The 12702-nt window shown below is 52.5% G+C and carries 9 protein-coding genes and 1 tRNA gene; 5 read left to right on the forward strand and 5 right to left on the reverse strand.

Annotated features, from left to right (window positions below):
- Positions 1–70 precede the first annotated feature (70 nt).
- A complete protein-coding gene (locus P8N76_18485; GenBank protein MDG2383667.1) occupies positions 71–850 on the reverse strand; it encodes a 3-ketoacyl-ACP reductase in 780 nt (259 codons plus the stop codon).
- A 294-nt stretch (positions 851–1144) separates the two neighbouring features.
- Between P8N76_18485 and P8N76_18490 the strand changes: the two genes are divergently transcribed.
- Positions 1145–2350, forward strand: a complete 1206-nt coding sequence (locus tag P8N76_18490; GenBank protein ID MDG2383668.1) for an amidohydrolase — start codon at positions 1145–1147, stop codon at positions 2348–2350.
- A 1158-nt stretch (positions 2351–3508) separates the two neighbouring features.
- On the opposite strand, the gene P8N76_18495 is transcribed toward P8N76_18490, so the two are convergent.
- The 3 genes from P8N76_18495 to P8N76_18505 all read right to left on the reverse strand — a co-directional run bounded on the left by P8N76_18495 (position 3509) and on the right by P8N76_18505 (position 6605).
- Positions 3509–4996 (reverse strand): Mur ligase family protein, encoded by a 1488-nt coding sequence (locus P8N76_18495; protein MDG2383669.1) that lies wholly within the window; start codon positions 4994–4996, stop codon positions 3509–3511.
- Positions 4997–5313: 317 nt separating this feature from the next.
- The gene (locus P8N76_18500; GenBank protein MDG2383670.1) at positions 5314–6039 is read right to left on the reverse strand and encodes a creatininase family protein; all 726 of its coding nucleotides are present in this window, start codon (positions 6037–6039) and stop codon (positions 5314–5316) included.
- Between the two features lie 47 nt (positions 6040–6086).
- Positions 6087–6605: a pyridoxamine 5'-phosphate oxidase family protein gene (locus P8N76_18505; GenBank protein MDG2383671.1), complete on the reverse strand. Its 519-nt coding sequence runs from the start codon at positions 6603–6605 to the stop codon at positions 6087–6089.
- Positions 6606–7732: 1127 nt separating this feature from the next.
- On the opposite strand from P8N76_18505, the gene P8N76_18510 reads away from it, so the two are divergent.
- The 3 genes from P8N76_18510 to P8N76_18520 all read left to right on the forward strand — a co-directional run bounded on the left by P8N76_18510 (position 7733) and on the right by P8N76_18520 (position 9696).
- Positions 7733–7972 (forward strand): hypothetical protein, encoded by a 240-nt coding sequence (locus tag P8N76_18510; GenBank protein ID MDG2383672.1) that lies wholly within the window; start codon positions 7733–7735, stop codon positions 7970–7972.
- 930 nt (positions 7973–8902) lie between these two features.
- Positions 8903–8986, forward strand: a tRNA-Leu gene (locus P8N76_18515).
- Between the two features lie 152 nt (positions 8987–9138).
- On the forward strand, positions 9139–9696 hold the full coding sequence (locus P8N76_18520) for a hypothetical protein (protein MDG2383673.1): 558 nt from the start codon (positions 9139–9141) through the stop codon (positions 9694–9696).
- A gap of 300 nt (positions 9697–9996) precedes the next feature.
- Here the strand turns inward: P8N76_18520 and P8N76_18525 are convergent, their stop codons facing one another.
- Positions 9997–10911 carry an aminotransferase class IV gene (locus tag P8N76_18525; protein MDG2383674.1) on the reverse strand — a complete coding sequence of 305 codons (915 nt, stop codon included), beginning with the start codon at positions 10909–10911 and terminating at the stop codon, positions 9997–9999.
- A gap of 407 nt (positions 10912–11318) precedes the next feature.
- Here P8N76_18525 and dgoD point away from each other — a divergent pair, with 407 nt between their 5' ends.
- The gene (gene dgoD, locus P8N76_18530) at positions 11319–12533 is read left to right on the forward strand and encodes a galactonate dehydratase (protein MDG2383675.1); all 1215 of its coding nucleotides are present in this window, start codon (positions 11319–11321) and stop codon (positions 12531–12533) included.
- Positions 12534–12702: the final 169 nt, after the last annotated feature.

Genomic DNA, 12702 nt, shown 5'->3' on the forward strand with positions numbered 1-12702 from the left:
GCTTTGTGCAACGCATCTTAATCGCGGAGTTGCTGAGAAAACTGCTTCTTTGCTTTTAGCAGGCATCTAATTACAGTCGCCGAATGTGAAATCCACCATCGACGTTAATACGCTCGCCGGTGCTAAAGGGGAAAGAGCCATTTGCGATCGCGGAAACGGCTAAAGCGACATCGCTGGGGTCGCCCCAGCGTCGAATGGGAGTCAGACCATCCTCGATTAGCCGGTCATATTTTTCCTTCACGGGTGATGTCATGTCCGTTGCGATTACGCCAGGGCAAATCTCGAATACTCCGATGCCGTATTCAGCAAGGCGAGTGGCAAATAGCCATGTCATCATTTGCATGCCAGCTTTAGCAATGCAGTAATCGGCTCGATTTTCAGACACCGTGTAGGAGGACACGGAAGAGATATTAATGATATTCAATCGTAGGCTTGGACCTTTCTTTGCCGCTCGGCTCATTTCATTTGCGACGAGTTGGGATAGAAAAAAAGGGCCTTTCAAATTGGTGTCAAAAACGTGATCCCAATCTTCTGGTGTCGACTCAAGTAGGTCTTTTCGGCCCGGGGAAGTGATTCCAGCGTTGTTAACGAGCAGGTCGATACGCCCCCATTTCTCAAGCGTCATGGCAATCAGACGCTGTCGCTGATCGGCATCGCCGACGCTTGCCTGAAGTGCGATTGCCTGCCCCCCTGCTCTTTCTATTTCGGCGACGACTTCGAGTGCAGCGTCCGATCGCCTTACAAAATTGATGACAACGGAATAGCCTTCCAAGGCAAGTTTCGCAGCGATTGCTCGACCAATACCTCGCGAAGAACCCGTAATGATGGCGACCGGATTTGGGTGTTGCATAACTGGGCCTTTTCAGCGAATCGTCGCAAGACACGAGGCTTCCTATTCGATGGTGCTTCTTACCGATTGTATAGGATTCTGTCAACGTGCTCGTCTCCAGCCTGCTCGACGCCGTCTTGCCTGCCTTTGCTAAGCTGATTGACCACTTGCGACGTTGCCTGTTCTGAGAGGAGAATAAGGGACGCTCGCACTCGTCATGGATCGTTCCATCCTATCTGCTCGGTGCGCGATGATAATTTGGTCCCAGGGTCGGTTTGTTGATTCGATGTCCTGTTTTTGCAATGAAACAAGGTGATGGCAAAATTCGAAAAGAATCTGTTTGAGCGACTTGTTCAGATACGTCGTGATCTGCACCAGCATCCTGAATTGAGTTACCAGGAATATCGCACGGCTGACCGTGTTTGTGCGTTTTTGGATCAACTGCCTGAGGTAAATTACCGCCAAAAAGTGGCGGGAGCGGGAGTTGTTGCCGAAATCGTACGCGGGCGATTTGCTGAGAAAGCGTCTTGGGTGGCCTTGCGGGCCGATTTAGACGCATTGCCGATGCATGAAGAAACGGGCTTGCCGTTTGCCTCGTCGGTGCCGGGTGTGATGCACGCTTGTGGGCACGATGTGCACACGACCGCATTGTTAGGTGCCGCGACCTTATTGGCAGAGGAAAGCGAGCTTGCCGCACCGATTCGTTTGCTCTTTCAACCGGCCGAAGAAACAGGCGATGGTGCTCAAGCCATGATTGAAGCCGGTGCCCTGCGGGATGTTGGAATGATTTTTGGTGGGCACGTCGATCAGCATTATCCCGTTGGTACCATTGTTGTTGCGGAAGGTACCGTCAATGCATCCAGCGATGCTTTTGTCATTCATATTCAGGGGCGCGGCGGTCATGCGGCCCGCCCTCATCAGACGATTGACGCGGTGATGGTCGGATCACTGCTCGTTATGGCCCTTCAGACCATTGTCTCCAGGGAAATCAATCCATCGCATCCTGCCGTTGTGACGGTGGCAAGGTTCGAAGCCGGAACGGCGGCGAACGTAATTGCCGATACAGCCACACTCCAAGGGACTGTACGAGCGCAAGATGCCGACGTGCGACTTCGCCTTGAGGCAGCATTGAAAAGAATGGCTGCTTCGATCGGGCAATTGCATGGGGCGAAAGTCTCCGTGGAAATCAGTCGAGGAACTCCTATGCTGATCAATCAAGGAAAAGCTCTGGAACTAGCGCGAAATTCTGCAATTGATGTGGTGAGTCATGATCAGGTTCTCCCGATGGAATCCGCTAATATGGGAGGAGAAGATTTTAGTTACTATCTCGAGCACGTTTCAGGCTGTTATGTGCGTTATGGAGCACGAGGAAGCGACCAGCATGGGTATCCAGCCCACTCAGCAAAATTCGACGTCGACGAATCCGTGTTGGCCGTGGCTTCGTCTTATTTGGCTCGTGTCGCAAAAACAGCAGCAAGCTATCTGGCAACCGCGAACAACAAAGGACAAACGAAGAAGTGATTGAAAGTAATCGCTGGCTAGGTGCGGAGTGTTAGGAAGCAAAGAGCTGTTGGACACCCAGGCAGTTTATCGCTGTTAGCGTTTGTAAGCCTTGATGGCAGCGATCTAAATGGTCGCTCAAGCGATCCGATTATTGCCTGTCGCGATGCATTTAGAATGCATCTCCGCTCGCCGACCGGTTAGCTGCTCTGGCGAGTCGATTTTGGCAACGCGATGACCATGAATAAAGGTCAGCGGCGGAGTTCTATCTTTTCTCAATCACGGCAAAAAAAAACGGCAGAGCGATGAATCGCTCTGCCGTCGTGTTCCCTGAAGCAGCGGAGAGTTTGAACTCTCCGCTGCTTCAGTAGTGAGCTTCACCGTGAAGCACCTATCGGAACGGTTGACCCATTTACCGTTTTGGTCCGATACGTTGTTCGCTTCAACCCAGGAGGGAGGGTAGTACCAAAATCCCGCAATTCTCGATACTGACGGTGAAGCCCTCGCGTTTCAAATTATTTCATCACCTTTGTTCACCACGTCGGCCGATCCGAAAAATTCTCGATTCGGGTTCCCAGCCCACCGAGCTGGAATTGTTACGTGAATACGGTTTGTGAATTGATACTGTCAACGTTGACAAGTCTGTTTGCGACCGACAGTGAATACCGTGAAGCCGCATGCTGGTTTGCTGATCCGTTGGTAGATCAGCGATTGACAGCAGCGTTCGAAGTGATGTCTCGAACAACTGCGTCCTCAACTGAGGAAGGGATATATCACCCTTGGTGATCTCTGCCAATGTCAAAATAGTCCGGAGCGCCAAAAAAACTCTGGAAATAGAATTTCGCATATCGAATCGCTCGCCGGGCTGGACGATAGCGGGTTCGATGGCATTGCAGTCAAGCGAACTTGAAATCACGTCTTGAGGTCGGCTGGGTTGCTTCGGTTGCGATTTGATTGGCGTTGGGGCCTGGTGATGTGGGGCGTTGAGAATGCCGCCTCGGCGTAATCGTAATCCCGTTGAGGCAACTCGAGAACCGTAGAGCGGTCCGCTTGCTTGTAGGGAAGTGGCGGGGCCTTGAGTGGATTCCGCCGCAAAAAAAACAGCCGGCGAGCTGTCAATGGCTGCCGGCTGTTGGTGGGTTGTGATCTGCTCGATTCGATGGTCGTATTCTGCTGGGATTATGCAGGTGACCAAGGGCACGAGTAATTGTCGTCCACATGTTGTAGCCAGTAGCGTGCGACGTCTTCGTCGCAAAGTGTGACTTGGTCGGGGCCCATCGATTCCCGACCGCCGGCTAAAACAACGGTGTCGCCAGGTTCTGCTTCGGCAAGTGTCCAGCAAATTGCTTTGGCCCGGTCGGGCATGAGGTGTCCTTGGGACGGTCGGTCGAAACCGTCGAGCACGTCATGTGCTGAATTGAGTGCCATTTTTCGATCGAATCGACTGCTCGTGAGCACCGTTGAGTCGGCAAATTTTTCGAGGATTTGCCCTGTTCTGGCTCGACCCGCAGTGGAAACTCGATGGTCGACACCGAGCACGCAATGCAGGCGTCCTGCCGTGACTTCTTGCAGGGTTTGCAGGACGTTCCCGAGTGATTCGGCCGTGTGAGACGCGTCCACAAATGTGCCAAAAGATTGACCGCACTCGATTCTTTGCAGTGCACAGGGCACGGATTCGATCGATTCAATGCCGCGAACAACCTTGTTGGGGTCGATCCCTAGCGTTAAAGCGATGGCGGCAGCAGTCAGGCAGTTGTAGATGTGGGCATCCCCGATGATTTGCGTGCGAATGGCGATCGATTCATCACCGGCATCGAGGAGGAACGTTTGTTCGCTGGGGTGTCTTTCGATTAGCGTGGCGGATAGTTCAGCCGGTTTGTTAAGGCCAATTGTGAGTGCGGGCACGTCAAGCGTTGCTAGCAAAGAGCAGCTCACTGCGTCGTCCGCATTGAGGACGGCAAAGCCTCCAGGTTTCAGATGTTTGAGTAGGCGAGCCTTGGCGAGATGATAATTTCGTAGGGAGCCATGCCACTCCACATGCTCGCGGCGAATATTGGTGATCACAGCAGCATCGAGGCTCATGCCACTGAACTGTCGTGTTGCCAGTGAGCGGCTGGAAACCTCCATGACAGCATGGGTAGCGCCTTGGCTGCGGGATTGGGCTAGCCAATTCGCCATCGTGGCTGGATTGGGGTGAGTGTGGAGCTCCGTGGTCGAGCGGTTCTCGCCGATTGGACCATAGGAATTCATCGAGCCAGCTTTGATATTGGCCTGTGCAAAGATTCCCATCAATAACTGTTGGGTCATTGATTTTCCGTAGGAACCTGTGATTCCAATAGTTCGCAAAGACTGACACGGATTACCTGACAGTGCATGGCACAGGCTACCGAAGGCTACTCGTGTGTCGGTTACGATGAATTGTGGAACGGAACAGGGGATGATTCGTTCGGTTAGAATCGCCGTTGCACCACGCTCGACCGCCAATTCAATCGCTTCTTGGGATTCAAGGTGCGTGTCGTCCATCACGACAAACAAATCGCCAGGCTGGCATTGATCGGGAGCAACGCAACAGGACGTAACGCGCGTTTCATCGCCGCCGTGCCACTTGCCTCGTGGAATGATGCTGGAAAGACGCAAACCATGGTTGGAAGCAGGTAAGTCATGCATGCTACTAAGGCCTCCTTGCCCTAGTGCGGCGGGAACCGCGAGCTCGTGCCGAAGCTGTGCTACCTTCCTGGTTTTACAGCTGACAACGGTCCGATTTGGGTCAAATGCGGATGGAACTCCGGAATGCCATCAAGGGCCATACCGGCGTCACACCGAACCTCTGCGGTCAGGTTCTGCGAAGCGATTTTCAGCATATCTCGATCAGTGTCAAGCCAAGTTTAAACGGGCGAATTTCCTCGATCATCGGCCTAGATAATGAAAGCCTAATCGCCTGTTGCCTCATTCATGGTCCGATCGAAATTGTTTGAACCGAAGCATCACGGATGAAATGCGGGAACTTTGATCTTGCGTTCTCCGCGAATCAATTTTTCCAAGTGTTCGGTTAATCGTTCGACAATACGTTCCATGAATTCTGCGCCCTGTGCCTGCGTCGCGTGAGTTGGTGTCTGGTCCGCTTGGGAACGCATGGCGCTTTCACGGACGTTTTCACCAAATTCGCTCATTGCGATTGCTGTTTCAAATTCCTGGGCGTGCCCAGGGAGATCATCTGGCAGTCGGTGTCCGCTTTTGAGGAGGTCAACGGCATCGGATTCATTTAAGACGTCCCAATACGAGAAAAATTCAAGATTGATTTGAAATTCTCGCACGAACTGATCCCATACGGCCTGGCAGGGTTGCATGTTACCGCCATGGCCATTCAAGACGAGGATGTTTGTGAAGCCAGCTTTGGTGAGGCTGCGAATTAAATCGTTCAAGACGGCTAGGAAGGTACCGGGGCGGAGGGTTAATGTGCCCGGGTGATTCATGTGATGTTCACTGATTCCTACCATGAGGGCCTCGGCAACCAGAACGGATGGCGAAAGGTTTTGAGCGACTTGTAAGGCCACTGCCGTAACGCTGCGCCAATCGTGTTCCATCGCCAAGTGTTCCAAATGCTGTTCGATGGCAGCTACAGGGAGAATGCAAGCCTTTAGTTCGCCACTGTCCATTCGTTCACGAAATTCGCGTCGCGTTAGTTTGCGTAGCTGGCATGGGGTGGACATCTAGTAACTCCTTGAACCGTGAGGTGGATTCTGTTCTTAGGATCGTATTAGGTCGGTATTGGGATCTCGTAGTAGGAAAGCGCCCATTCCTGCATCAAACGAATTCGCTTGGGTTGAATCCGGTAGATGATTAACTCTGGATTATCGACCGATCCGAGGTATTGTCGCAACAGTGGGTTCTCTGCCCAAATCGTTTTGAGCAGGCTTTGGTCGTCGACTATTTTGGCGAGGCCGGAGATGCGAACTTGGTCGTGAGTGTCGGAGAGATAGCAGAGCTCAACTTGGGGGTTCGCTGCGATCTCTTTGGTTTTTTGATAGCTGCGTAGGTTTGCGATGTAAACGACGAAGTCGTCAGTACGAACTGGTGAGACAGGGCGCAATCTTGGTTGGTCTCCATCGCAGGTTGCCAGTTGTGGAAAGCGGCATGATCGAACGACGTTACGGGCGAGTTCGAACGCCTGTTCGTTAGTCAATGAAGGGACTTCGGGGCGTGTCATGTGAGTGCCTTTTTTGCTTGCTCTGTAACGCTGCGATCGATCAATTTGATTTGTGGCTTTACGTTTCATCGCTCGGCTTCATGACGTTGACGCGCTAAGTTGCCTGGCAGTCGTGAACTGCCAGGTAGACGCGGCGTCGCCACAAAGGGGGTTTGGGCATCTAGAACGCAGCTGTTGGGATGAGTCGCAGGAAGGATCGTTTGGGCTGCAGACACGAGTCGTTCGTGTCCACCAAGCTGCTGGACCTGCCCTGCGTGCATTCCGCCAGTGTTGCTATTTTGGTGTGCCGCGATGCATACCGCAAGGCGCAGTGTGAGGGGGATTTCCCTGTGTCAGCAGCCCCGGCCCGCTTTGCATACAGACTCGGCGATATGCGATCGACCGATCATCTATCGACTGAGAATCGCTGATACGGTTGTCTGTAGGTCGTCTGTAGTGGGGCGTGCGGAGCCGCGATGATAACGACGGCGAATTGTGTTGCCGTAGAAGTGGAGTGGTCGGTAAGGCCGGTGGATAATCTCTTTTGACTGGATGTTGTCCCGTTTCGCGTTCGGCAAGATGACATGCGGTGACCAACTCGGTTCACGCGCGTGGCACGAAATTGAAAATGAAACAGAGAGTGCAAGCGAGACGATGGAAATGATCAGAAGGCGGGGCAATGTTGCGGTTTCCTTTACTTGCGACGAGCCGTGCTGGAATTAGCGGCAGTCGTTCCGGGTAATCATCATGATCAGTACATTGATTGCGAGTTTGCAGCCATTGATTAGCAAACTGAGGAAATAATAGCCGACGTTGAAGGGATGGGGCGCACGGCGTGTGAGTGATTCGTCGCATTTTCAGCGGCGCGGGGCCGCAAGATATTGACAGGCCAAATAAACGGTACTTTCTTCTTTTGTCTCATGGGTAGTGAGAGTCCTGAACGGGTCTCTTGAGAAGCCAATGTGAAAGGCGTGCCCTAAGCTTGAAGCGGGAGAGCCGCTATCGTGGGCAAGAGTCTGATAGATAGAGATAATGCCGATTTCTGTAACGTCTGTGGTCATCCACGGAGTTGCGATGATCGTTTCTGTGCCGCGTGTGGCAGGCCCTTGAGGCAGAATTTGTCCGAGCAGCAGGATGCTGTCGTTGCAACAGTGAATTGTAGTAGCCAGCTGTTGGAGGCGCAGGCCAGGTCGGTTCCCTCGGAGCAAACGTCCCCGGTGTTTATCGAGATTTCGCCCACGTTTGCCCCTGTCTTGAACAACCGATGGGTCGTCCTGGTTTTGCTGGCTGTCGTTGGGCCGCTGGGATTGCCAGCGCTTTGGTTTAGCCCTCGGTTTAAGCCCTGGGTGAAGGCGACGATTACGCTTGTTTGGTTCCTACTGACGGCGGTTGTTCCATTAGCGATCGCTTGGTACTGGCTTGATTATGCGCTGAGGCCGCTTGTGGATGGATTTTGAAGCTTACTGATCTCGAAAGCAGTTCATCATCAGTGACAAGCATGAGGGGTGGTTAGAGGTGACGAGCATTTAAGAGCAGCTCGCAGGCAGTCGCGGTGATGCGATGGGGGACCCGTGAGTATTCGGTGAAGAAAATGGCTCGGGGCTCATCGGCTTTGTAGTTGGCCGATGGGCCCCTCGCCTACCCACCCTCGCAATGCTTCCTGCTGTAATCGGATGCCGATTTCTTGGCGATTTGCAAAGTTAATGGAACTTCTGATCGCGATTGTCAACTTCAGGTCCGTTATCTCAGGATTCCTGGGGCGTTAGCGGTGAAGGAGTGCAGAGGCTTGCCACCGGTTGATATAGAAGCCTGCGCTTGGATGACTGATTGGTGAATAAGCTGCCTATCCCAACATCAGGTGGCAAGTCTCTGAACTCCGGGTTTTTCTGAAGTGGCCGTTAAGGGTTCGGTATTAGACGCGTTGTGTGATCGAATTGCCCGCCAAAATTTCAAGGAATATTTGGGCATCTTTGTCTATCGGCGCAAAGCAATAGCTTAGAGCGGATTGACCGGTGCACCGTAAACGATCGCAGTTCCTTTTTCATTGGACTGGGTTTGTGTCGGCCGTGGTGTGGGGAGTGTTCATTGGAGGGCTCGGAACGTTTTTATCCGACATTCGACCGAGCAGGTCGCTTCCTCAACGCCCCAGCCAGATTCAGAATTCAACATTTTCTGCCGTGGTAACCGCTGTCGGGGTAACCGCTGTCGGGGGAGGCGAGTGCTTGGAATACCGACGGTTTGATCCTGTGGAATTTTGAATGGACACAGGCGTTTCGTCTTGCAGTGGTAACTGATCTCGGATAATTTGTTACGCACGCTCACTGGAATTGCGCGCTGGCAGGAAGGGGTGTTTCCCGCCTGGGCGATGCAAGCCAGGTGAATCTGCCGGGGATGTGGCGGAATTGGCAGACGCGCTAGATTTAGGATCTAGTTCCTTAACCGGAGTGCAGGTTCGATTCCTGTCATCCCCATTCTTAGATAGCAATGCCAACTGCTTTTTCGACACTGCCCTGGGCACCAACTCTAACTTGATTGTTCCCAGAAATGTTCCCAAACCGATCTGCGACGGAGTGGGCATCGTTTGAGATGTAAAAGGTCTGGGTTGTCTTGATGTCACTGTGGCGTGCAACAAACAGCAGGTCTCTCGGTAGCGTGCCTGCGTCAGCAAGTCGTTGCAAACCAGTCTTCCGTAGGCGTCGACCAATCGCTATTTGACACCTATACCGACGAACCGAATGGGTTTGCTGCCGAAGCTGGGAATACGCTTTCGGTCATTTTCTATGGAGCCGCGAACCTGGACGGCAAGTTCAATAGCAGTGACCTTGTGCAGGTTCTGGCGTCTGGGAAATACGAAGACGATATTGCTGGAAACGCTTACTGGACCGAAGGCGACTGGAATAGCGATGGCGATTTCGATACGGCTGATCTGATCGTTGCCTTTTCTGGAGGCTCGACTTCTGGAGGCATCGACTCGGTAGGTGGACGCTACGAGCAGGAGGCGGAAGTTAATCTGGTGCCGGAGCCATTCAGCTTTGCGTTGTTGGCACTGAGTCTATTGGCACTGTTGGGCTGCCGGTCGTTACCGACAAACTACTTGCTCCTGCGGGGTCGCCAGAGCGGTGAGTCATTCCGGCTCTCAGCAGCTAAGATCGGGTCACTTCGTCGCCGCAAACGATCTTGATAAGTTGTGCTCTAGCAACGATCGCAACTAACTGTTTTGGCAGCTGGCTGTTGCCTTTTGATGGCCAAAAACACAGGCAGTTATCTTTTTGTCTGATCTTAGCTGCTTTCCGCGACAATCATTAGCCATAGCTTTTTACGCAATCATGCAGTTGATCGGCTGCCCTTTTTTCTTGGAAAATCGGCACTTCGTTAAATCGTTCCTGAGTCTGCGGGTTTCGGGTGGTAGTGTGGAAGACCGGGTGGCTTTCTGTGTCTTCGGGGCAAATGCGCGGCTGTGAAGGTTTGTTTGAGGCGAGCGTTAAAAGGCTTCCGCTGTCTCGCGGTAAATGTCTTTTCCAGCGATTTCGCTCCAATGATTGAGTATGCGGCGCCACATAGGACCCGGTGTGCCAGTGCCGATCGGAACACCGTTGATTTTGACGACCGGGCCCACGCAATAGGGTGTGCTGACGATCCATGCTTCGTCTGCGTTGACGACATCATAAGTTTGAATGTCTTCCTCGGCGAAGGGGATGTTTAGGTCCTCCAAAATCTCTTCAAGTACCGTCAGGCTAATTCCCCACAACACATTGTTGCGTTGTGGGGAAATGACTTTTCCATCACGGTAGATGACAAAATTTGATCCGCTGGTCTCTGTGATGTTGCCGTGGATATCGAGATAGAGCGGCATGGCCGTTGCGTCAAGCTGTCGGATTTCTTGCTCGCCAATCCACATATGGAGCCGATTGCGATTCTTGATTTTCGAAGATAAACATTGCGGGGGCCAATGACGCGGTGACGGCGTCATGCAATGAACGCCGCGGGTGAAGATCTCACGGAATAGGTCGAAACGCATCGGGAACGTGTGTTGGACGTAAGTTGGAGCGAGGCTTGCCGGCATGCCGGCTGCGCCTGCGTAAACCGAATTTTCTCCGGCCGTCATGTAAAAAATCAGACCCAGTTCTTGTCCAGGGAAGAGTGGGCCGTTGCTGGTCAGCAGATGTTGAGAGATTGAGATACTCTCTTCGAACGTGACGGGCGGATGGATGCGGGCATATTTGCACGATCTGTAGAAGCGATGGATGTGATCTTCCATGCGGTAAGGCTGTTGGTGAAACGTTCTCATGAAATCAGTGACCGCAGCGCCGAGAACGATTCCAAGATCGTGCATTGGGAGGGCACATTCTGATGCAGGAACAAATTTACCTTTCAAGTAGGCGATCGGTTGGTTCATGAGTACCTTTCGTAAAAGGAAATACAACCGTTGTCATCCCTGTCGAGGTAGGGAACAGTACCCGATAGTTCGGCGCTTCAGGCGAGATTTTGAAGCGGTGTAAGACCCGATCTCTTCTTCAGTGTACGATTCACGCGAGATCGCGACTCCCCCCCCCTCCTCCTGCCCTAGATTTTTGAATGTTCGCCATGTCGAGAAGTTGTCCGAGTTCCCGCGGCTCTCCCCCAACAAAACAGCGGTTGCATACCGAGCCAAATAGTTGCCTGTTTAGCCAAATAGGTACCTGACACCTTTTTTACCCTGTTTTGAGACGGACTTTTCTTTACAGGGGATTCGAGCGAATCTACGCTGTAGCTACACTGCGACAGCAATCCAATCAATTCAACTTGAGAGAACGGAGCGTCCGCATGTCCCAAATTCAACACGATCGACGATCCTTGTTGCGATCCCTTCTGTTTGGTCCGGCAGCATTGTTTAGCATGCAAGCCTTTCATGCCCAACGCTCGAATGCGGCTGCCATCGGTCCGAATGACAAGATTCAAGTGACTGAAATCGAAACGTTTGTCCTCAAGAATTCTTGGGTCTTTGTCAAAATATCGACCGATGCTGGTATCACCGGTTGGGGCGAAATGCTGAAAGACGACGCAAAGGCTTGCGGTGCCGGTGCGTTAGAAGTGGCTGATTACCTGGTCGGTAAAGATCCTCGGCGCGTGACTCATCACTGGCAGGCTATCCACCGCGGAGCATTCTATCGGGGCGGTCCGATCAAGACTGCGATCTCATCAGGTATTGATCAAGCCCTCTGGGATATCACCGGGAAGTGCTACGGTGTGCCAGTTTATAAGCTCCTGGGAGGGCCAACTCGTGAACAAGTGCGGGTCTATGGAAGAGTAAGTAAAGAAACCGGCGTAACCGCAATGAAGGTTGGTCCCGGTGCGTCGCGGACACCGTTTAAATATGTTGAAGGGAAGAAGTTTGTTGATGAGGTTGCCGATCGGTTCAAAGCTCTCCGTGAAAAATATGGCTCAGACGTTGATATCGGCATCGATTTTCATGGAGCCGTTCAGCCACCTACCGCATTGCTACTGATGAAGGCGTTAGAACCTTACCATCCTTGGTTCTACGAAGAAATCGTTCAGGCGCTTAATGTGGATGTGATGGCAGAACTTGCTAAGAAAACCCACATACCAATTGCAACCGGTGAACGCGTCTTCACGAAGTGGGGGTTCAGGGAAATACTTGAGAAGCGGGCGGCAGTGATCTTGCAGCCAGACGTTTGCTATGCCGGCGGCATTACAGAATTGAAGATAATCGCGGGCATGGCGGAAGCCTATTACACGCCTCTGGCCCCACACAATCCTCAAGGGCCCTGCTCGCTCGCGGCGAGCCTACAGATTGCCGCATCGATTCCTAACTTCATGATTCAGGAGCGAGGTGACAATGAATACGCGGACCTGCTCGCCAAACCTCTGCCCCCAGTCAAAAATGGACATCGGCCTATTCCGACGGCTCCGGGGCTAGGAATCACGATCGACGAAGACAAGCTGATGGATCAGGTTGGTGAACCGCAACCCTACCCGGCCCAATTCGATCCTGATGATGGTTCCGTCGTTGACTGGTAGTCGATTGTGACTTTGGTCGTGCTTTAAAAGAAGTGAAGACAAAAAAATGCAGCTAGTTTTTGGGGATCAACCCACGAGGTATCGGCAGCCTGAGGTTTCTCGCCTTCTAATCGGTCAATCTCGAAAAGACTGTGTCCATCCTGCGCTGTTTGTGATGCCGGGTTGAGGC

This window comes from Pirellulaceae bacterium (assembly GCA_029243025.1).
Taxonomy (GTDB): domain Bacteria; phylum Planctomycetota; class Planctomycetia; order Pirellulales; family Pirellulaceae.

Coding starts and splice junctions, on each gene's coding strand:
- P8N76_18485 (MDG2383667.1), bottom strand. CDS start 850: ATGCAACACCCAAATCCGGTCGCCATCATTACGGGTTCTTCGCGAGGT.
- P8N76_18490 (MDG2383668.1), top strand. CDS start 1,145: ATGGCAAAATTCGAAAAGAATCTGTTTGAGCGACTTGTTCAGATACGT.
- P8N76_18495 (MDG2383669.1), bottom strand. CDS start 4,996: ATGCATGACTTACCTGCTTCCAACCATGGTTTGCGTCTTTCCAGCATC.
- P8N76_18500 (MDG2383670.1), bottom strand. CDS start 6,039: ATGTCCACCCCATGCCAGCTACGCAAACTAACGCGACGCGAATTTCGT.
- P8N76_18505 (MDG2383671.1), bottom strand. CDS start 6,605: ATGAAACGTAAAGCCACAAATCAAATTGATCGATCGCAGCGTTACAGA.
- P8N76_18525 (MDG2383674.1), bottom strand. CDS start 10,911: ATGAACCAACCGATCGCCTACTTGAAAGGTAAATTTGTTCCTGCATCA.
- dgoD (MDG2383675.1), top strand. CDS start 11,319: ATGTCCCAAATTCAACACGATCGACGATCCTTGTTGCGATCCCTTCTG.